23 protein-coding genes are annotated in these 19,408 nt (G+C 70.9%); 12 read left to right on the top strand and 11 right to left on the bottom strand.

From position 1 onward, the window contains the following. Positions 1-87: 87 nt before the first annotated feature. Complete coding sequence (locus AC3AGO_RS02785; RefSeq protein ID WP_487818475.1) at positions 88-933, top strand: alpha/beta hydrolase; 846 nt, start codon at positions 88-90, stop codon at positions 931-933. 61 nt (positions 934-994) lie between these two features. Here the strand turns inward: AC3AGO_RS02785 and AC3AGO_RS02780 are convergent, their stop codons facing one another. Further along, a complete protein-coding gene (locus AC3AGO_RS02780; RefSeq protein WP_487818474.1) occupies positions 995-2,074 on the bottom strand; it encodes a zinc-binding dehydrogenase in 1,080 nt (359 codons plus the stop codon). A gap of 241 nt (positions 2,075-2,315) precedes the next feature. On the opposite strand from AC3AGO_RS02780, the gene AC3AGO_RS02775 reads away from it, so the two are divergent. Both AC3AGO_RS02775 and AC3AGO_RS02770 read left to right on the top strand, forming a co-directional pair. Continuing rightward, positions 2,316-3,224: a nuclease/transposase family protein gene (locus AC3AGO_RS02775; protein ID WP_487818473.1), complete on the top strand. Its 909-nt coding sequence runs from the start codon at positions 2,316-2,318 to the stop codon at positions 3,222-3,224. After that, positions 3,172-3,519 carry a zinc ribbon domain-containing protein gene (locus tag AC3AGO_RS02770; RefSeq protein ID WP_487824517.1) on the top strand — a complete coding sequence of 116 codons (348 nt, stop codon included), beginning with the start codon at positions 3,172-3,174 and terminating at the stop codon, positions 3,517-3,519. Before AC3AGO_RS02775 ends, AC3AGO_RS02770 begins: the two co-directional genes overlap by 53 nt. A 109-nt stretch (positions 3,520-3,628) precedes the next feature. On the opposite strand, the gene AC3AGO_RS02765 is transcribed toward AC3AGO_RS02770, so the two are convergent. The 3 genes from AC3AGO_RS02765 to AC3AGO_RS02755 all read right to left on the bottom strand — a co-directional run bounded on the left by AC3AGO_RS02765 (position 3,629) and on the right by AC3AGO_RS02755 (position 4,579). Then, positions 3,629-3,919, bottom strand: a complete 291-nt coding sequence (locus AC3AGO_RS02765; protein WP_487818472.1) for a DUF4334 domain-containing protein — start codon at positions 3,917-3,919, stop codon at positions 3,629-3,631. A gap of 152 nt (positions 3,920-4,071) precedes the next feature. Further along, positions 4,072-4,284 (bottom strand): LexA family protein, encoded by a 213-nt coding sequence (locus AC3AGO_RS02760; RefSeq protein ID WP_487818471.1) that lies wholly within the window; start codon positions 4,282-4,284, stop codon positions 4,072-4,074. Next, on the bottom strand, positions 4,277-4,579 hold the full coding sequence (locus AC3AGO_RS02755) for a hypothetical protein (protein WP_487818470.1): 303 nt from the start codon (positions 4,577-4,579) through the stop codon (positions 4,277-4,279). The genes AC3AGO_RS02760 and AC3AGO_RS02755 overlap by 8 nt, the downstream gene beginning before the upstream one ends. A 256-nt stretch (positions 4,580-4,835) precedes the next feature. On the opposite strand from AC3AGO_RS02755, the gene AC3AGO_RS02750 reads away from it, so the two are divergent. Next, positions 4,836-5,468: a hypothetical protein gene (locus AC3AGO_RS02750; RefSeq protein WP_487818469.1), complete on the top strand. Its 633-nt coding sequence runs from the start codon at positions 4,836-4,838 to the stop codon at positions 5,466-5,468. A 223-nt stretch (positions 5,469-5,691) separates the two neighbouring features. Next, a complete protein-coding gene (locus AC3AGO_RS02745) occupies positions 5,692-6,297 on the top strand; it encodes a dihydrofolate reductase family protein (RefSeq protein WP_487818468.1) in 606 nt (201 codons plus the stop codon). 88 nt (positions 6,298-6,385) lie between these two features. Here AC3AGO_RS02745 and AC3AGO_RS02740 read toward each other — a convergent pair whose 3' ends face one another. Beyond that, on the bottom strand, positions 6,386-7,276 hold the full coding sequence (locus AC3AGO_RS02740; protein WP_487818467.1) for an NAD(P)H-binding protein: 891 nt from the start codon (positions 7,274-7,276) through the stop codon (positions 6,386-6,388). A gap of 175 nt (positions 7,277-7,451) precedes the next feature. Between AC3AGO_RS02740 and AC3AGO_RS02735 the strand changes: the two genes are divergently transcribed. Continuing rightward, positions 7,452-8,195 carry a VOC family protein gene (locus AC3AGO_RS02735; RefSeq protein ID WP_487818466.1) on the top strand — a complete coding sequence of 248 codons (744 nt, stop codon included), beginning with the start codon at positions 7,452-7,454 and terminating at the stop codon, positions 8,193-8,195. Positions 8,196-8,301: 106 nt separating this feature from the next. Here AC3AGO_RS02735 and AC3AGO_RS02730 read toward each other — a convergent pair whose 3' ends face one another. Then, the gene (locus AC3AGO_RS02730) at positions 8,302-8,919 is read right to left on the bottom strand and encodes a TOPRIM nucleotidyl transferase/hydrolase domain-containing protein (protein WP_487818465.1); all 618 of its coding nucleotides are present in this window, start codon (positions 8,917-8,919) and stop codon (positions 8,302-8,304) included. A gap of 171 nt (positions 8,920-9,090) precedes the next feature. Here AC3AGO_RS02730 and AC3AGO_RS02725 point away from each other — a divergent pair, with 171 nt between their 5' ends. The 3 genes from AC3AGO_RS02725 to AC3AGO_RS02715 all read left to right on the top strand — a co-directional run bounded on the left by AC3AGO_RS02725 (position 9,091) and on the right by AC3AGO_RS02715 (position 11,897). Further along, complete coding sequence (locus AC3AGO_RS02725) at positions 9,091-9,639, top strand: GNAT family N-acetyltransferase (RefSeq protein WP_487818464.1); 549 nt, start codon at positions 9,091-9,093, stop codon at positions 9,637-9,639. Positions 9,640-9,795: 156 nt separating this feature from the next. Further along, complete coding sequence (argJ, locus tag AC3AGO_RS02720) at positions 9,796-10,977, top strand: bifunctional glutamate N-acetyltransferase/amino-acid acetyltransferase ArgJ (protein WP_487818463.1); 1,182 nt, start codon at positions 9,796-9,798, stop codon at positions 10,975-10,977. Next, complete coding sequence (locus AC3AGO_RS02715; protein WP_487818462.1) at positions 10,974-11,897, top strand: arginase family protein; 924 nt, start codon at positions 10,974-10,976, stop codon at positions 11,895-11,897. The genes argJ and AC3AGO_RS02715 overlap by 4 nt, the downstream gene beginning before the upstream one ends. 36 nt (positions 11,898-11,933) lie before the next feature. Here the strand turns inward: AC3AGO_RS02715 and AC3AGO_RS02710 are convergent, their stop codons facing one another. Continuing rightward, positions 11,934-13,088, bottom strand: coding sequence for a Gfo/Idh/MocA family protein (locus tag AC3AGO_RS02710; protein ID WP_487818461.1), 1,155 nt, complete (start codon positions 13,086-13,088; stop codon positions 11,934-11,936). Positions 13,089-13,214: 126 nt separating this feature from the next. Then, the gene (locus tag AC3AGO_RS02705; protein ID WP_487818460.1) at positions 13,215-14,249 is read right to left on the bottom strand and encodes a PucR family transcriptional regulator; all 1,035 of its coding nucleotides are present in this window, start codon (positions 14,247-14,249) and stop codon (positions 13,215-13,217) included. 117 nt (positions 14,250-14,366) lie between these two features. Between AC3AGO_RS02705 and AC3AGO_RS02700 the strand changes: the two genes are divergently transcribed. Further along, complete coding sequence (locus AC3AGO_RS02700) at positions 14,367-15,263, top strand: alpha/beta hydrolase (protein WP_487818459.1); 897 nt, start codon at positions 14,367-14,369, stop codon at positions 15,261-15,263. A gap of 73 nt (positions 15,264-15,336) precedes the next feature. On the opposite strand, the gene AC3AGO_RS02695 is transcribed toward AC3AGO_RS02700, so the two are convergent. Continuing rightward, positions 15,337-15,657, bottom strand: a complete 321-nt coding sequence (locus AC3AGO_RS02695) for an SCO4225 family membrane protein (RefSeq protein WP_487818458.1) — start codon at positions 15,655-15,657, stop codon at positions 15,337-15,339. A 239-nt stretch (positions 15,658-15,896) separates the two neighbouring features. On the opposite strand from AC3AGO_RS02695, the gene AC3AGO_RS02690 reads away from it, so the two are divergent. Together AC3AGO_RS02690 and AC3AGO_RS02685 are read left to right on the top strand one after the other, a co-directional pair. Further along, a complete protein-coding gene (locus AC3AGO_RS02690) occupies positions 15,897-16,298 on the top strand; it encodes a cupin domain-containing protein (RefSeq protein ID WP_487818457.1) in 402 nt (133 codons plus the stop codon). 133 nt (positions 16,299-16,431) lie between these two features. Beyond that, positions 16,432-17,010: a dihydrofolate reductase family protein gene (locus AC3AGO_RS02685; RefSeq protein ID WP_487818456.1), complete on the top strand. Its 579-nt coding sequence runs from the start codon at positions 16,432-16,434 to the stop codon at positions 17,008-17,010. Between the two features lie 116 nt (positions 17,011-17,126). On the opposite strand, the gene AC3AGO_RS02680 is transcribed toward AC3AGO_RS02685, so the two are convergent. Both AC3AGO_RS02680 and AC3AGO_RS02675 read right to left on the bottom strand, forming a co-directional pair. Further along, positions 17,127-18,107 (bottom strand): anti-sigma factor RsbA family regulatory protein, encoded by a 981-nt coding sequence (locus AC3AGO_RS02680; RefSeq protein WP_487818455.1) that lies wholly within the window; start codon positions 18,105-18,107, stop codon positions 17,127-17,129. After that, positions 18,100-18,483: an STAS domain-containing protein gene (locus tag AC3AGO_RS02675; protein WP_487818454.1), complete on the bottom strand. Its 384-nt coding sequence runs from the start codon at positions 18,481-18,483 to the stop codon at positions 18,100-18,102. The genes AC3AGO_RS02680 and AC3AGO_RS02675 overlap by 8 nt, the downstream gene beginning before the upstream one ends. Between the last annotated feature and the right edge of the window lie 925 nt (positions 18,484-19,408).

The raw sequence follows: 19,408 nt of genomic DNA, 5'->3' as shown, positions 1-19,408 counted from the left end.
GCGCTCGTACCAGTAGTGCGGCTGATCTTCCGCGGCTAGCGTGAACGGGGCGCCGACGCCGCAGGACACCTCAGAGGAAGCAGAGAGATGCAGCCGACGTTCGTACTCGTGCACGGAGCGTTCTCCAATTCCTTCTCCTTCGCGCCGCTCCAGGCCGAACTCGGCCTCCTCGGGCACCGTTCGGTCGCCGTCGATCTGCCCGGCCACGGCTTCGCGGCGACCTACACGCGCGCCTACCAGAGCCCGCAGGACCCCGAAGGGCTCGCCGCGGCGCCCGGCGGGATCAAGGGCGTCACGCTCGCCGACAACGCCGCGTACCTGACGGGAATCCTCGAACGGGCCCGGCAGAACGGCCCCGTCATCCTCGTCTCCCACAGCCGCGGCGGCGTCACGGCCACCGCGGCGGCCAACGCACGGCCGGATCTGATCGACCGCATCGTCTACGTCTCGGCCTGGTGCCCCGTCGATCTCGACGTCAACGACTACTACGCCGAGCCGGAGATGGCCGCGGTCGACGCCGGCTCCCTGGCCCTGGCGCTGGCCGGGGACCCGGCCGAACTCGGCCTGCTGCGCGTCAACTTCCGCACCGCGGACCCGGCCGCGCTCACCGCGTTCAAGGCGGCGTTCCTCGCCGACGGCACCGACGAGGAGTTCCTGACCTTCCTCAACACCTTCCAGCCCGACGAGAACCTCGACGCCGGCACCTCGGACGACCGGGCGCAGGCGGCGACTTGGGGCCGGATCCCGAAGACGTTCGTCCGGCTGACCGGCGACGCGACCATACCGCTCGCCATGCAGGACCGGCTGATCCGCGAGGGCGACGCGCTGACGCCGGACAACCCGTACGACGTCCGCACCCTCGACGGCAGCCACCTCAAATGGCTGGTCGCCCCCGCCCCGGCGGCCCGCACCCTGGCCGAACTCGCAGACTGACGTGCGGGGTTCTCGGCCTGCTGTCCCGGTACTCGGCCTGCTGGCCCGACAGGGGCGCCGCTCAGAAGGACGTGACGACGACCCGGGCCACGTCGGGGTCCCGTAGAGCGGCGTACCCGGCGTCGATCTCGTCCAGGGCGATCCGGCGGGAGACAAGGTCGTCGAGGTTCATCCGGCCCCGCAGATACAGGTCCGCATAGCGGGGGATGTCGCGCCGCGGGCTCCCCGACCCCATGATCAGGCCCTGGATACGCTTCTGTTGGAGCAGCAGCCGCGGTAGTGACAGCTTCAGGTCTCCCTCCGCGCCTGCCAGGCCCACCACGTACACACCGCCGCCGAGCGCTGTCATCTCCAGCGCCTGTTCCGCCGTCGCCGCCGTACCGACGATGTCGAAGGTGTGCTGCACTCCGCCGCCGGTCAGCTCGCGTACGGCGGCGACGGCGTCGCCCTCCGAGGAGTCGATCACGTCCGTGGCGCCGAAGGCCCGCGCCTTGTGCAGCTTTCCCTCCTGTACGTCGACCGCGATGATGCGCGAGGCCCCGGCGAGTCTCGCCCCGCTGACCGCGTTGAGCCCGACGCCTCCGGCGCCGATCACGGCCACGGTCTCCCCTGCCTGGACACGCGCCCCGTTGAGGACCGAACCCGCGCCGGTCAGCACCCCGCACCCCAGCAGCGCGGCAGGAGTGAACGGCAACTCACGCGGTACGGACGTCAGTTGGTTCTCGTGTACGAGGGCCTGCTGGGCGAAGCCGCCGAGTCCCATGCCCTGGGTGACGGGCTCGCCGCCGCGGCTCAGCCGTGGCCCCTGCCCCGGGTCCCGCAGCGTGGCCCCGGGCCGCCCGCACTGGTACGTCCTGCCGTCCACGCACGCCGGGCAACTGCCGCACCACTGGACGAGGCAGCCCACGACGTGATCCCCGACGGCGAATTCACCGGCCTGCGGGCCCACGGCGGCGACCACACCGGCTATCTCGTGCCCCAGAACCAGCGGCGGAGGGAAACGGGCATAGGCGTGGCGGGCGAGGGTCAGGTCGGTGTGGCACAGGCCGGACGCCTTCACGTCCACCAGCACCTCACGGCCTGCCGGTTCGGCGATGTCGACCTCCTGGAGGGCGAATCCGCCACCCACCTCGTCCACCACGGCGGCTTTCACCTGATTCTGTCGAGGGAGCCATGGCGTTCTCGCCAGGGAGGAATCGGCTCCCGGATCTGCGACGCGGAGCGTCGCCGCGCCGGCTCTCCGCACCGGGCGCGGAGTGCCCGTCACCGCGTCTCCGGCGGAGCCGGGCGAAGGGAACGTGTGAGCGGGTTGGTCGCTGGTTCTCGTGTATGTGTCCGGGATTCGTGCGGGCGTGTGAGCGAGGGCCGTACTGTCGGGCCCCATGAAGCTGGTGGTGCAGGTGAAGCTGCTGCCGACGCCCGTACAGGCGGCGGCACTTGAGGCGACCCTGCACGCCTGCAACCGGGCCGCCGACCATGTCGCCCAGGTGGCTTTCGCGCGCGGGATCAAGGACCGCAACGGACTGCAGAAGCTGCTGTACAAGGAGGTCAAGGAGCGCTTCGGGCTGTCCGCGCAGCCCGCGGTGCGGGCGCTGAAGAAGGTCGCCGACGCCTACACCGCCCTGGCCGCGCAGGCGAAGGCCGGACGCCTGGGGCGCTCCTCCTCGAAGCGCTACCGCAAGGCGATGGGTAGCCCCCTCTCGTTCCGGGCGACGGCGGCGCAGCCGTTCGACGACCGGTGTCTGTCGTGGCAGACGGATGCGCGCACGGTGTCGATCTGGACGACGGGCGGGCGGGTGAAGGGCGTGCGCTACACCGGAGCAGCTGATCAGCTCAAGCTGCTGGACGGGCACCGACAGGGTGAGTCGGACCTGGTGTGCCGGGGTGGCAAGTGGTACCTGATGGCGACCTGCGACCTGCCCGACCCAGAGGTGTACGAGCCGGTCGACTTCATCGGGGTCGACCGGGGCATCGTCAACCTGGCCACCACCTCCGACGGCGCCAATTTCCAGGGACGGCGCCTGACCCGCTACCGGCGCTGGCATGCGGCCAAGCGGGCCCAACTCCAGGCGGTGGGCACCCGGTCCGCCAAGCGTCTGCTCGCGCGCCGCTCCGGCAGGGAGCAGCGGCATGCCACACAGGTGAACCACCGCATTGCCAAGGAGATCGTGTCCGTCGCGGAGGGGGCACCTCCCTGCTCGAGCGAAGCCGAGAGCTTGGGGGAGCACCGGTCGCGGCATCGCCGTCGAGCAACTCGACGGCATCCGCGAGCGGGTACGGCTTCGACGTGACCAGCGGGGCAAGATCTCCTCGTGGCCGTTCCACCAGCTCGGTCGGCACCTGGCGTACAAGGCCCGCCGGGCCGGGGTGCCGTTTATCGCAGTGGATCCGGCCTACACCTCGCAGCGCTGCCCGCGCTGCGGGCACACCGAGCGGGCCAACCGGCCCGACCGGGACCATTTCCGTTGTCGTCGGTGCGGCCTCGCTGGGCCCGCCGATCACGTCGCCGGGGTCAACGTGCGCAACCGCGCCCGCTCGGCGTGGGCTTTCGTCAACAGGCCCGTCCCCGACACCGCACCGCCCTGAACAAGGCCATCGCAGTATCGGGGAGATGCGACCCGTAACCGTCCCGTCGTAGGGGGCAGTCGGGAGCGCGACAAGGCGTGAACGAAACCGAGCGAACAAGCTCGATCGTTTACGGCCGAGAAGTTGACTCTTGCGCTCCATCCCGTTCGGCCGCCTCGACTCGGCGCCGCTCAGACGCGGTCGAGGAGGAAGCAGTAGAAGGGCCCATTCTCCCCGAGCCCTTACCGTTCATGATCCCCATGAGGGTACGGCCGTCGACCGCCTCGAAATGGCCGAGGACCGGCTGACCGTCCTGGACCACGGCGGCCGTCGACTCCCCGCGGAACCCGACCATCCACAAACTGGCCTCGCCCTTGCCGAGTTCGGTGTCGGAGTACAGCTCACCGTCCTCACCGCGCATGATCAGCGGCTTGGCGTCGTCCGGCGCGAGGAACGTCTTGCCGTACCAACCGGACGCCTGGAGCCGCCCGTTGAGCGGATGCCCGGTCCCGAACTCGCCGCCCCGCCTGAGTCAGGGCCGCAGCACTAGCCGGCCGACGCCTCTCCGTCTGCTCAGGGGAGACGGGACGAGCGCCAGCGGTGGCCGGCCCGGGTGATCGCGCCCATTCGTTCGAGCCGGGTCAGGTGGTAGGTGACCGACGACGGACTCGACAGGCCGACCCGGCTGCCGATCTCGCGAATCGTCGGCGCCTCCCCGTGCTCGGATATCCACTCCCGGATGCAGGCCAGGATCTGCTCCTGCCGTTCCGTGAGGTGATCACTCACAGCGCCGCGCCTCCTCGCGCCGTGTCACTTCGTGCGATGTCTCCTCGCGCGGTGTCTCCTCGCGCTGTGCCTCTTCGTGCCGACGGGCCTGGCGCTGCAGCTCCACCCGCGCGCCCGGCGACCGGCCCGGCGCGGTCGCCCAGAACGGATGCGACGCGATCACGTTCGACAACTGCAGTAGCCGCCGCCGCAACGCCGTGGCCTGCTGCGGGCGCGGGCCCGCGAGAAGTTCATAGGCGCGGATCCAGTCGCGCTGGGCTCGTACGAGGTCGTCGGGAAAGCAGTCGGACACCATCCCCTCATTGGAACACGAGTTCGAATAACCACGCACGACGCCCCTCGGACGCGACTGCCCCCATGTGTGACTGAGTGCTTCAGTTGGCGGATGAGCGCTGTGCCTGGCGAGTTGAGCGCGGTAGTTGGTGGGTGGGTCGTCGCGCAATGGGCTGGGTTTGTGCTGAGTCTTCCTCTTCGGCCCATCGCCGGTGTGCAGGTGCGTCGTAGCGTTGCCTCGACCGCATCCGCTTGTGCTCCATCCTTCAGGAGGAGTTATGGCATCTGCCCAGGAATGGAAGCTGAGCACGGGAGCCGCGCAGGTGCTGCCCGCAAGCGATCAGGGCATCGTCAGGCCGGTCCTGCTGGCCGGGGCGGGAGGGGCGGGAGCCACCGACCTGGCCGCGTTCGAAGCCGGTGTCGGCCACGCCGGGTACTCGTTCCTCGCGGAGCTGAACGCTCGGGGCCGGGACCTGATCCTGATCGGCTACAACGACGGCAACGCCCCCCTCGCCTACCTCGCGCAGGCCGTCCAGGAATGCATCCATCGCACCATCGCCGAACAGCGCGGGGACGCCGGGCTGGCCGTGGGCGGCATCGGCAGGGGCGCCCTGGCGGCCCGCTACGCCCTCGCGAAGTTTGAGCGCACGCACATGAATCACCAATCCGCGGTCTACTTCTCCTACAACGGAACGGCTCCCTCCCAAGAGGAAGCCGACGAGCTGATCCGGCTGGGCGAGTGGCCGATGAGGCCCAAGAAGCTCGGAGTGGCCAGCGGCGACTTCAAGAGCGAGCTGATCCTCGATCCGCTCCAGGAGAGCCCGTTCGACGAGACCAAGGCCGGCGCGCCGAACCCGGGAGGCCCGCTGATCACCAATGAGCTCGGCTCCTGGCTGCTGGACAGCCTGTGACCCAGGCGTAATGGAACGACCGGTGTGACTGAGCGCTTCAGTTGGCGAAGCCCGCCGACTGAAGCGCTCAGTCACACCATGGCCCGGGGCCGTTCGCGGGTGGGGCTGGGCTGGGCTGGGGATTTCGCAGGGCTCAGACCGCCGTACCCACTCCACGGCGCGGCCGATGAGTTTGTGTCTCGCGGCCGGTCCAAGCTCGTGACACCTCAGGAAGGGAACCGCCATGTCAGAGCTTCTCGTCGACTTCATCACCTCCCTCGACGGCCATGCGTCGGGAGAGGGCTGGCCCGGGTTCTGGGGCCTGGAGGGCCCGGAGTACCTCGCGTGGCTCGGTGAGCAGCCCGAGGTCACCTATCTGATGGGAGCCAATACCTACCGCCTGATGTCGGGGTTCGCCGCCGGCGAGGTCCCGGATGGCCAAGACGAGTTCAGGGCCGAAGAAGAGGCGTCCGTCGACGAGTTGACGCGAGCGTCCAAGGTGGTGTTCTCCTCCTCGCTCGAGGATCCACTGAAGTGGGCCAACTGCACGCTCGTCCGCGACGACGCCGTCGAGACGGTCCGCGCCATGAAGAAGAACGGTTCGGGGCTCCTCAGCACGATCGGCAGCCTCAGCCTGTGCCGGTCTCTGCTGCGAGCCGGACTCGTCGACCGCTTCCGGGTCGGGATGTTCCCGGTGATCACCGGGGCCACGGGCGCGGAACGCATCTACGACCGCTACCCGGACGTCGCCCTCGAGATGATCGAGCACCGCACCTTCGACGGCCGCATCCAGCTGGTCGAGTACAAGCCCTGCGTGCTCGAGCACCCGCCGCTCGACGTCCCTGCGTGACCTCACCGCGTCCGCCGGTCCGGACGCGCGCCAGGCCGGCGCGAGCGAACTGGGCGCTCTACATGGCCCCTTCGCGCTGTGACCGGCCCTACCGAGCGTCGCTGTCGGCCCGCTCAGCGGTGTCCCGCTCTCCCGTCTGTGCCGAAAGGACGTCGCGGAGTGCCAGGGGGAGGCGGCCGGTCAGCCTGGTGTAGTGGTCGGAGACTCGATCCCAGTGCTGCTCGCGCACCGAGGCGAACATGGACGAGAAGGCGTAGACCCACCAGGGATCCAGGCCGGTCGCCGCGGTCTCGGCGTGGTACGTCTCCGGTGGGATGTCCTCGAAGGCGACCGGCCGTCCCCATGCCTCCGCCGCGACCGAGGCGACGCCGGCCAGGTCGGCCACATCCGGTCCGGTGATGTCATGGTGGCGGCGGGTCGGCTCTCCTGTCGCGAGTGCGACGAGGGCACGGGCCACGTCGTTACGGGCCACCAGGGAGATCCGGCCGTCCGCAGCCGGCAGCCGCAGCAGCCCGGTCGTACGGGCCTCGGTGAGCCAGTGCTGGAAGAACTCGATGTACAGCGCCGCCCTGGCGAACGAGTACGGGATGCCGGAGGTCCGGAGCAGGTCCTCGGTGAGGTGGTTGACCACGGCATAGCAGAACGGGGATGCTCCGTCGGCGTCGATGCTGCTCAGCGCCGCGACGTGACCGACGCGCTCGGCTGCCGCGGCGGCGACCACGTTGCGGTGGTGCAGCAGCATCCGCGCATCGGGCCCGTCACTGGAGACAAAGACCAGGGTGTCCACGCCCTTGAGCGCCGCACGCAGCGCGGGCGGATCGGCGTAGTCGGCGACGGCGACCTCCACCCGTGGCGGCAATGCCTCGGTGGGCAGCTTTCGCCTGGTGATCGCCACGACGTCCACGCCGTCCCGGTCCGCGAGCAACTGCACCACCCGCCCGCCCAGGCCGCCCGCTGCCCCCGTCACCGCTATGCGCATCGTTGCCCCCATCGCCCTGCCAGTGGACGAACGTCACACTATCCGGCCCCGCTCCTCCCGCCCCTCGACGTCCTGCAGGAGACGGGACAGCTGTGACCGGGCGCGACAGCCGGCTCCTGGCCGGCATCGGTAAATGTGTATGTCCTGACAGGGCGGCGTACATAGGATCACGGGCATGACAATGCGGCTTGTTCAGATCGCGATGAATGCCCGGGACGACTCCGCGCTCGGACAGTTCTGGGCGGAGGCGCTCGGCTGGGGTTCCTCCGTCGAGGAACCCGGCGTGGTGACCAACCTCGAACCCGAGGGCTTCGCCTACCCCGACCCCGCCGCCGTCTGCATCGACGTCATCACCGTCCCGGACCCCAAGACGGTGAAGAACCGCGTGCACCTCGACCTCGCCACCACGTCTCCGGCCCATCAGGCGGAGCTCGTCGCGCGCCTGAAGGAGCTCGGCGCGACACCCGTCGACGTGGGCCAGGGCGACGTTCCGTGGACGGTCCTCGCCGACCCGGACGGCAACGAGTTCTGCGTCGCGGAGCCTCGGGAGGCCTACCGCGACACCGGGCCGGTCGCCGCGATCGTGGCCGACTGCGCGGATCCGCGGGCCATGGCCCGGTTCTGGGACGAGGCGATGGACTGGACCCTGCACGAGGTGACCGACGAGCACGCGGTGCTTCGCTCCGGCAAGGGCGTCGGCCCGTACCTCAGGCTCGTTCGCACGCCTGACGTCAAGACCGTGAAGAACCGGGTCCATCTCGACCTCCGGCCCTATCCCGGTGGCGACCGGGCGGTGGAGGCGGCCCGGGTGCGGGCTCTCGGTGCCGCCGACATCGACCTCGGCCAGGGCGACGACGTGCCGTGGACGTGCCTCGTCGACCCGGAGGGCAACGAGTTCGACATCCTCGCGCCGGCATGACGCGGAGCCTCGGCGGCGCCCCCGGCGTGCACACACGGGGTGCCGGCTTCGGGGGTGCTCAACTCGCCGACGGGAGCGCTCCGTTGCATGAGCTGTCGTACGCCGGTCACAGGCTCGCGAGGAGCTCGTCGAGCGGGGCCGGTACCTGGCCGGGGGTGAGGGCCTCGGCCAGGAGGCGGCCGTAGCGGATCTTGCGGCCCTTCTTCGTACCGAGGAAGCGCCGCATCTGCCGCTCCCGCGGCCGGCCGTGCTGGGCGGGCTGGCGCAGGAAGATCTGCCAGGCCCGCAGATCGTCCTCGGCCCGGATGACCTCTTCGACGCGCGCCGTGCCCAGCGCGCGGATGAGCTCCTCCTCCAGATCGGCCACGCACACGAAGAAGCCCCGCTCAGGCGCCCCGGCCCGTTGCCAGCCGCGGGCGTAGAAGCGCTGCTCGCCCTCGTCGCACAGCCCCCTCAGGCGCAGGCCGAGAGCGGGCGGTCCGAGAAGACCGGCGTAACGGCCGACGTTCATCGCGCCGCCCATCGGCACGACGCACACCCCTTCACCGGCCAGGTCCCGCCCGCGCCGCTCGGCGAGCGCCTCGACGGCTGCGAGGTCGCTCAGCCCTTCCAGCAACACCGCCGTCCGCAGCCCCAGTTGACCGGCCAGATCGCTCGCCGGTCCGCCGGGGCCGCCCGCCGCCCAGCAGTCGACCGCGTCCCGGAACGCCCCCATGTCCGCCATGGAGCGAGTCTGCACGTCCACCGACCGGCGCGGTACGGAATATTCGACGCCCCTCCTCTGCGTGCCCCTCCTTTGCGTGCCCGGCCCCTGCGGACCGGTCGGCCAGGCGGAACTTCGGTAGGGAGACGTTCGTCAGCAGAGTGACGGAGGAGCCGAGGACTCGGAGCAGGCGTGAGCCCAGAACAGCGCATCGTCTACCGGCAAGCAGGACGGGAAGACGCGGCCCAGACCGGCGCGATCGACGACTCGTTCACGACCGACATCGTCTACGAAGTGGCCGCCGGCGAGGAGGGGTTCGCGCTGCGCGCCGCTGTCGTCGATCCGCCGCTGGTCAAGAGCTTCCCCGAGGAAGAGGAGGACGACGAGGCGTCGGACGGCGTGCATCTGGAGGTCGCCGTCGAGGACGGAACGGTGTGCGGCTTCGTCGCCGCCGGCGTGGAGGAGTGGCATCACCGCCTGGTCATCCACGAGATCGCCGTGGCACCCACGCACCGTGGGCGCGGCGTCGGCTCGGCCCTGATGCGGCAGGCCTGTGCGTACGGGATCCGGCTCGGCGCCCGTACGGCGTGGCTGGAGGTGTCGAACGTCAACGTCCCCGCCATCCGCGCCTATCAGCGGATGGGCTTCGCGCTCTGCGGCCTGGACACCACGTTCTACACCGGTACGGCGAGCGAGGGCGAGACCGCCCTGTTCATGAGCAAGTCGCTGGGCGCCGGCTAGACCGCCCGCAACGGGACCCTGTTCGCCCATCGGCGATGACGGATCCAACTCGTGTTCGCAGCCGCAGGTGTTGAGCCGATGCCTCCCGCGGCCTCGGCTGCCCGGCCCGAAAAAGCCGTTGAACGGGCCTCCGAACCTGCTGTAAACATATTCTCCATGAGGCATAGTCATACAGAATCGCTGGTGTGGCCGGCCGGCTTCCGCGCGTACACCGGCCACGGTGGGCTGCGCGATCGGGGAGACGACATCTCGATCGTGGCGTCGGACCGGCCGTCCGTGAGCGCCGCGATGTTCACCCGGAGCCACTTCGCGGGGCCTGCCGTGGTCCTCAGTCGCGCGCATGCCGCCGGGCGACGCGTCCGGGCGATCAGCACGCTGGCGCAGAACGCCAACGTGGCCACCGGACGGCAGGGCGAAGAGAACGCGGCGGAGGTCGTAAGCAGGGTCGCCGGAATCCTGCGCATCCCTGACGACGAGGTGCTCATCGGCTCCACCGGGGTCATCGGGCGCCCGCTGCCGATGGACACCATCCGTACGCACCTGGAGGAGACCGGCCGGCGCGGCCCTGCGGCGTTCGAGGCCGGGCCGCTGGACGTGGCCCGCGCGATGATGACCACCGATACGCGACCGAAGACGGCCGTGCGGACCGTCGGTCAGGCCCGCATCGTGGGTGTCGCCAAGGGCGTCGGCATGCTGGAACCCGACATGGCCACCATGCTCGCCTACCTCTTCACCGATGCGGACCTGTCCCCGGACGAGCTGGACACCGCGCTGCGCGGCGCCGTGGACAAGACCTTCAACTGCCTGAGCGTGGACACCGATACTTCCACCTCCGACACCGTGGCCGTGCTCGCCAACGGTGCGGCCGGGCCGGTCGACGTCGCGTCCTTCTCCCGTGAACTCGCCGACCTGTGCCTGGACTTGACCACACAGCTGGCATCCGACGGGGAAGGCGCCACCAAGCTGCTGCGCGTCACCGTCGGTCAGGCCAGGGGTGACGGGCAGGCCAAGCGTGTCGCGAAGAGCGTGGTCAATTCGCCGCTGGTCAAGACCGCGGTGCACGGAGCGGACCCGAACTGGGGCCGGGTCGTGATGGCCATCGGCAAGAACACCGAGGACGCGGACATCGAACCGCGCAAGACGACCGTCCGGTTCGGCGCGATCGAGGTCTACCCCGAGGAGCCCGAACCGGACACCCTCGACCAACTCGCAGACGTCATGCGGCAGGACGAGGTCGACATCATCATCACCCTCGGCCTCGGCGACGCGACGGCCACCGTCTACGGCTGCGATCTGTCCGCGGGTTACATCCGCGTCAACGCGGACTACACCTCATGACGGCCGACGGCCGGAGCCCCGACTCCCGGGACCAGGGCAGCACAGGACCCGGCCGCACGACTCTCGTCATTCCCCAGTGGCAGGGGTCGGCGGCCGGTCACCCACGACAACTGGCAGGCGGGGCACACCACTTGGCCACGCTGCTGCCGACAGCGCGGCAGAGGGTTGTCGATCCACCCGTCGCAGCCGGTGGGGAACAGGACGGGGCGGACGGAGTACGGCACCTCGATGCTCTGACGGCTTTCGCGGACGCCACCCGGGCAGCCCTGCACGAGACCGGGGACGACGTGGTCCTTGCGGTGGGCGGGGACTGCGGCATCGAGCTTGCGCCCGTCGCGCACGCGGTGGCACGTCATGGCGGTGACCTGGCGGTCATCTGGTTCGACGCCCACGCCGACCTCAACACCCCGCAGACATCTCCCTCCGGCGGATTCCACGGCATGGTGCTGCGCACCCTGCTCGGGGAAGGGCCGCGAGCTCTGCTTCCCGGGCCGGACGCATCCCTGCTCGCGCGGCAGGTCGTCCTCGCCGGCGTACGCGCACTCGACCCCGCGGAGCAGCGCTTCATCGCGGCCGAGGGCATCCCGTCCGTGCCGGTCCAAGCCCTGGGCACCCCGCAGGAGTTGGTCGAGACGGTGGCCGCGACCGGAGCCTCCCACGTCTACATCCACCTCGACCTCGACGTCCTGGATCCCCAGCACTTCGCCGGTCTGTCCTGCCCGGAGCCGGACGGTCTGCGCCCCGAGCAACTCCGGGAAACCCTCCGTGCGTTGACCGGGCGGTTCACGCTCGCCGGAGCGGGCATCACGGAACACGCTCCCGCCGGCGCGGACAGCGACGACCGGGCCCTCCGGGCGATCGTGGAGGGCCTCGGCTTCGGACTCGGCCTCGGCTCTGGCTTCGGGCTCGGCTCCGGATAGGGCGACAGTGGGTGGCGTACGGGCGGCGTCACGCGTTCAGGCGGGCCGCGCCCACGTGCCCTGTTCGGCGGAGCGGGTCATGGCGTCGAGGGCGGCGGCGCTGTGGGCCGCGTCGTCGAGGGTGGCGCCGTGCGGGGTGTTCTCGGAGATGGATCGGAGGAAGTTGCGGGCCTCGATGACCTTGAGGTCGTCGTAGCCCATGCTGTTGGCCGAGCCCGGCTGGAACGCGGCGTACTCGCCGGCACCGGGGCCGACGTGCACCGTGCTGACCGGCTGGTCCTGGTACGAGTCGCCGCGGCTGACGGCGAGTTCGCCCATGCGGCGGAAGTCCCAGAAGACCGCGCCCTTCGTACCGTGGATCTCGAAGCCGTAGTTGTTCTGCTCGCCGACCGAGGCCCGGCTGGCCTCCAGCACGCCGCGCGCGCCGGAGGCGAATCGCAGCAGGCAGGAGACGTAGTCCTCGTTCTCCACCGGGCCCAACTCGCCGCCCGTGGCGCGGGTGTGGCCGGAGGTGGCACCGGTGGGGCGGGCCCGTTCGGGGATGAAGACGGCGGTGTCCGCGGTCACCGCCTCGATCTCGCCGAGCAGGAAACGGGCCAGGTCCACGCCGTGCGCGGCGAGGTCGCCCAGTACGCCGCTGCCGCCGCGGGCCCGCTCGTACCGCCAGGTCAGGGCGCCCTCGGGGTGGGCGGCGTAGTCGCTGAACAGCCGGATGCGTACGTGGGTGATCTCGCCGATCTCCCCGGCTGCGATCAGCTCGCGGGCGGCGGAAACGGCGGGCGCGTTGCGGTAGTTGAAGCCGACGGCGCCCTGCACGCCGGCCTTGTCCACGGCCGCGGCGACCGTACGGGCGTCCTCGGCGGTGAGTCCGACGGGCTTCTCGATCCAGATGTGCTTGCCCGCCTCGGCCATGGCGGTGCCGATGTCGCGGTGCAGGAAGTTCGGCGCGGCGATGCTCACCGCCTCGACGCGCGGGTCGGCGGCGACCTCCCGCCAGTCGCGGGTGGCGGTGGCGAAGCCGTACCGCTCCGCGGCCTCCTCGGCCCGCCCCGGCACCTCGTCGGCGACGGTGACCAGTTCGGGGCGCAGCGGCAGATCGGGGAAGTGGTGCGGCAGGCGGGCGTACGCGTGGGTGTGCACGCGTCCCATCCAGCCGAATCCGACCACGGCGACGCCGAGCGTACGAGTCATCACTGCCCCTTGCTTGGACCGTTCCACACCTGACTGGATCACCCTCCCGGCCACGGGAGCGGCCTGTCAATCCTTTGACAGGACATACGGACGTGTCGTGGCGGAGTCGGCCGGAGCGGGGCGCGCTCAGCCGTTGAGGAGGCGCCAGGCGGTGAGAGCGAGGCGGGCGCGGGTCAGGCCGGTGGGGGCGGTGAGTTCGATGCCCAGGGCGGTGCCGATCTGCTCCACCCGTCGGGCGACGCTGCTGTGGTGCAGGTGCAGCAGGTCGGCGGCCTGGCGCAGCGAGCCGGCGGCACAGTAGGCATCCAGGGTCCGCAGGTCCTCCGGGCTGTCGGCCAGGCGGACGATCGCCGCCACGTCGGCGTTCTCGCGTACCGCGTCCCGGGGCAGCTCGTCCAGGAGGGCCAGCGCGCCCAAGTCGCCGTAGCGGATGACCGGTTCGCGCTCGGTGGTGAAGCGGAGCGCGGTACGGGCCTGTCGCCAGGAGGGGCCCGGGCTGTCCGCGGCGCCGATGCCGGCACGTACCCCCGCGGGAAGCGTCACCGGAGCGATCGTGGCGGCCAGTATGACCCCGACGTCACCGAGGGGCGCCGCCTTGACCGGCCGGGCCGGGCAGACCAGGGCGCCGATCCGGTCGAGCGGGAGTGCCGAGCGTACGGCGAGGACACGTACCGGCAGGTTGGCGGCGAAGCCGAGGAGCCGTAACGCGCGGGCCCGGGCGGCCTCGTCGCTGTCGGGGCTGATGACCAGTTCGACCAGGGCGGGATCGGCCATGGTGGTGCGGGCCGGGCCGTACCGCTCGACGATCGCCGCAGCGGCGATGGCCAGCCGGTCGAGCAGCATCTCGTCGAGCGCGCCGGGCGGGCCGGAACGCTCCAGCCACACCGTGCCGATCTCTTCACCGTCGAGAGTGACCGGTACCGAGGTGGACGCGGGCGGTGGCGGGGTGGGCGCCGGCCGGCCGTCGGGGGAGACGCGGACCGTCCGCCCCGTTCCCTTGAGGTGAATCCCGGTCACGCACTCGGCCAGGCCCGCCGAGGCGCGGGCGAGCGCCGGGAGGTCCACCCGTCGGCGCATCAGCGTGTCGTAGAACATCACGACGCGGATCGCGCCTTCGGCTTCGGAATCCAGCTGCGACAGCCGTACGGCCAGGGCCTCCATGGCCAGAGGATAGAGCGTCTCCGGCGTAAAAGGAGGCGCCGGACGGCGGTCAACCCGGGCGGGACGCCCGACAGTTGGCGGATGTTTCCCGGGCCGGCGGCCGGGAGGATGCTCGGCATGGATCCCGAACTCGAAGCATTCATCCCGCTGTTCCCCCGGGCCGACCTGTCCGACCCGGTCACCGACCGCAAGGGCCTGGCCGAACTGGCGGCCACGGCACCGGCACCGGACACCACAGGAATGGAGATCGAGGACCGTACGGTGCCCGCCTCACCGGATGTGCCGGTACGCATCTACCGCCCGCACCAGGCGCAGGGCGCCATCGTCTGGACGCACGGCGGCGGTTGGGTCATGGGCGACCTGGAGACCGAGCACCCGTGGGCCGCCCGCGTCGCGGAGGGCGCCAACGCGGTGGTGATCTCCGTGGGTTACCGCCTCGCCCCCGAGAACCCCTTCCCCGCCGCCCTGGACGACTCGTACGCCGTGCTGACCTGGGCCGCCGAGCACGCGGCCGAACTCGGCATCGACGCGGAGCGCATCGCGGTGGGAGGCCACAGCGCCGGCGCGGGACTCGCGGCCGGAGTGGCGCTGCGGGCACGTGACCAGCAGGGACCCCGGATCCACTTCCAACTGCTCAACCAGCCCGGGCTAGACGACCGTCAAGACACCTGGTCCGCACAGCACTTCACCGACACGCCGTGGATGACCCGCGACAAGGTCACCGCCGCCTGGGGCCACTACCTCGGCGCCGCGCCGGCCACCCCGTACGCCGCCCCGATGCGGGCCACCGACCTGTCCGGCCTGCCGCCCGCCTACATCGCCACGGCCGAATTCTGCCCGAACCGCGACGAAGGCATCGGCTACGCCCTGCGCCTGCTCCAGGCCGGCGTGTCCGTCGAACTGCACCAGACGGCCGGCACGTTCCACGGCTCGCAGGCGATCGTCTCCGCCGCCGTCTCCCAACGGCAGATCGCCGAACTCGGCGCGGTGCTGCGGCGCGCGCTGGCCGAATGACTTGTGCGCGTGGCCGGTTGGCGGAGCGTGGCCGCACGGGGCGGGTGGGCCTCCGGTCCGAGTCCGGGACGGTTCAGGCGCGGGGGGCGGGGCGGCGGAGGCCGCGCACGGTCTCCCACATCACGCCCAGGCCGAACGACTGGACCAGGGCGGAGACAGCCACCGCGCCGAGGTAGACCCCTAAGGGGGCGTCCTCCCAGAGCATTGCGCCCGCCATGCCCACGATCGAGAAGACAGGGAAGGTGAAGAAGGCCGGCCACACCCAGATGAGGCCGGGGTCCGCGGCGAACAGCGTGACACCCCCGGCAACCGCGCAGGCGCCCCCCACCACACTGAGGTAGATCACTGACGCGGGGTTGGCGAAGGTGAGGCGAGTGAGAGTGCGAGCATTCATCGGTTCTCCCCCCGAAGAAATGGTCTGGCCCCATGGTCGGGCGGAAGCGCGGCCGTGTCGTGAGTACCCGTACTCAACGCGGGCCGTCTCATCCGTGCGCTGACGAAACTGCCGGAGCCGGCCCACCCGTAACCCGCGAACCGGAAGGGCGTCATGGCCGGCCTGCTGCGCCCCGGAGCGCGACGCATCCGATGAAAGACCATCCGATGAAGGACCACCCCAGGGAAGGGCATCACGCCATGTCTGTCACGCCGTTCGATCTCTTCGGCACGTTCGTCCGCCTGCACCCGGAGGGCCAAGTGCGGCTCCAGGAGCCGGTGTTCGACCCCGCGTGGGACGGCTGGCAGGTGATGACCTTCCATGCGGAGACTGACGCCGACGTCCACGCCGACCACTGGGAAGTCCACACCGAGGCCGAGGAAGTCGTCGCATGTCTCGCCGGCGCGATACGGCTGTCGTTCCGCGCGGAGGAGCCCGGGGGCGGGCAGGGGAGCGAGGAGGAGCTCAAGCTGACGGCCGGTACGGCGGTTGTCGTGCCGCGTGGTCGTCGGCACCGCATCCGGCTGGACACCCCCAGCGACATCATGTCCCTCACCCGGCCCCGAGGCAGCCGGCTGGAGGAGTGGCTCGGCAACCCGTAGGCCGGAACCCCCCCCCGTACGTCCGTGGCGCCCTTGAGCGGAAGGTGTCCAGCGGCGATGACTCTCGGGGTGGTCTGCGGTCTGTATTCACACAGCCGATCAACCGCACCGCAACCGCACCGAGGAGAGCCTCATGTCTGCCACCTACACCTTCGACGTCTTCTCCAGTCTCGACGGCTTCGGCGCCGCCGGCGGCGACTGGACCGGCTACTGGGGCAAGCAGGGCCCCGAGCTCCTGGACCACCGCTTCGCCCTGTACGAGGAGGAGCAGCGGATGATCTTCGGGGCCACCACGTACCGGGAGTTCACGCAGATGCTGGCCGCCGGCACCGAGGAGTCCGAGGTACGTGACCCGTGGGTCACACGGATGGTGAACATGCCGGCCACGGTCGTGTCGACCACGCTGCAAGAACCACTCGACTGGCCGGACGCGAACGTCGTGAGCGGCGACGCCGTCGACGTCGTCGCCCGGCTCAAGAAGGAGTCCCCGGTGCCGTTGCGCTCGCACGGCAGCCTGTCGATGAACCGAGCGCTGATGGATGCCGGTCTGGTCGACCGTGTCCAGGTGACAGTCTTCCCCGTGATCACCGGGCGGACCGGTCTGGCCCCGATCTTCCAGGGGGCGGCCGACTTCGACCTGGAGCTGATCGAGCACCGGACGCTCGACGGCCGCACCCAGGAACTCGTCTACCGGCCGACTCTGCATCCTTGAGAGTCCACCCCGGCCAGTCGTACGTGCGCCCTTCGCGGGCGGTCACGCCGCGTACGGCCAACTGCAGTCTCGTGCCGCCCGGTTCGGCGCGTGAATCGGGCGGAGAGCGCGCTCTCTCACGTGGTGCCGGTCCGGGCGGCCAGACGCATGTGGATGAGGATCGTCGTACCGTCGGGGCCGGTGCGCATGTCCGTGGCGTCGCTGAGCTGGCGGATGATCCACAGGCCGCGGCCGTTCAAGTGGGCCGTGCTGGGCGGCAGATAGCCGGCCAGGGCGGTGTCGAGGGTCCCCTTGGGGGCGGTCACCGAACAGTGCAGCTCGTCGTCCGCGGCCCAGATGCGGCAGACGGCTTCGGCACCTCCGTGTGCGATGGCGTTGGCTGCGGCCTCGTCCACGCAGACCAGCAGGTTGTCGATGCGGGCCCGGTCCAGGTACGCGGCGCGTGCGTGCTCGGTGACGAAGCGGCGCAGGCGGGCGAGTTGGCCGTGGTCGGAGATGCGGCACTCCGCGCAGCGCGGGGGCGGTTGCCGGATGGGCGCGGCGTCGCAGGCCGCGCTGAACTCGTGCGGCGTGATGTGGGCGGGGTTGGGTAATCCGCCGCCGCCCCGGGCGAGCGCGGGGTGGGTGAGGTGCGCGGCGTACAACAGCCGCTCCGGCAGGGCGCGCGTGTCGTAGGGGCACAGGTGCCGGGCGCCGGTGTCCTGGAGGGCCAGCGTGAGCAGGGCCTCGAAGCGGGTCCATTCGCGAGCCTGGACCTGGCTGACGCCGTGCCAGGGGGTCTCGCCGAGAACCCGGGAGGGCCCGGGGGTGGTGTGGGCCTTGTCGTGGTAACCCAGCAGCGCCTGGGCCGGCGTGCGGTACCACTTGTCGGGGACGAATTCGATGGCGCGGGCGGTGCGGGGGCCCAGCCGGCGGCGCAACAGCGCGGTGTTGTACGGGGTGGTGGCCACGAACACCGGCTCGTGCGCGGCCACTCCGTCGTGCGCGAAAGGCAGCGCGGCGGACAGGAACTGTTCGTCGCTGTCGTAGAGGAGCAGCCGGTGCGGATACGGCTGTGCGGCAGCCGGGCCGCCGGCTCCCGTCGGCAACTCAGTCATCGGGTATCTCCTGCAGGAGCCTGAGCGGCAGACCGTTGTCCCGGTTCCAGCCGCAGGCGGTCAGCATGGTGTCGATCACGGTGCTGCTCGTTTGGAGGACGAGGACCTGCCCCGGACCCAGCGAAGCGGCGTAGGCGGCCAGCGTGTGGAGGCCGGCGAAGTTGAGGAAGGCGACCTCGCGCAGGTCCACGGTGATCCGCCGGGCGGTGCCGTCCATCGCGAGCAAGTGGGCCGCCACAGCAGCCTGGTTGGTGCGGTCCACTTCTCCGGACAGGCGCAGTCCGGGCGGATCGCGGGTGTGCCGGATGCGCAGCAGCGCGTCTTCGTGGACGAGTACCTGGCCGTCCTGGGCCGGTCCGTCGGGCGTGGGTGCCACGACGACCGCTCCTCTCCGCACACCGCGGAGTACCGGCGAAAGCCCGGGGGCCGTCCGCAGTTGTGCCGTAGGCCGGTCGCAGGGGGCCGGAGAGCACGTCCGTCGGCGACATGGCACAGCTCCAACTCCGGGGAGCCGCCGGATATCCGTACCGCGGGCTCTGCCCTGGGGGTACGGATATCCCGGATATATTCCGGACGGTACCCCTGTCCGGCCGCCGCAACGGATGTGTAGGGGGCGGATCCGGCCGACGACGCCGGAGTCTACGGACGCACCGCCGTGCAGTACGGAAAGGCCACGTCACCCCCGGTGTCCGCGCTGCGGGTACGCCGGCCGGGCAGCGCCGCGGACCAGATCTCCCGGGCCGTTCCGCGCGTGCCGGAAGCACGGCGGGCGTACGCCCGAGGGCCGCGCGGCCGTGCGCCATGATGTGCTCCAACCACTGTGGGGTCGTGGTCACTTGTCCGCCTCATCGCTGCCGTACGAGGACCGGGACGGTGCCCGACGACGGCAGGCCCCGAGGGCATGCGCGGCGCGGGCCTTGTCCGCGGAGTGCGAGCCCGGGGCGGCCGGCGCCGAACCGGTCGGCGGCAGCCGTCGGACGAAAGGGCAGTTCCCAGCCTCCTCGCGCCGGTCCTCCACCGTGGCGGGTGCCCCGGTCCGGAGCGCCGGAAGGGGAAGCCCGGGGCGGCGTGGTCGACGAGGCGACTCCACCCGGTCCTGCCCGGCCCGACGCATGCATTGCGGTCGTGCCGGCTCCGGGGTCTGGGAAGCCGAAAGAGGGAGACGGACACCGGCGCGCGTCAGGGCGCGTCGGCACGTTCCTCTCCTCACCACCGTAGGCGCCCGCGCACCTGAGCGGAACAGGGCCTGTCGCGGCGGCGAGTGGCCGTGCGCCCAGGGGTTCTTGCACGTCAGGGGTACA

The organism is Streptomyces sp. BL1, from assembly GCF_057628045.1.
Note: the sequence above shows the minus strand (reverse complement) of the source record. Positions and strands in the feature narration are given on the sequence as shown.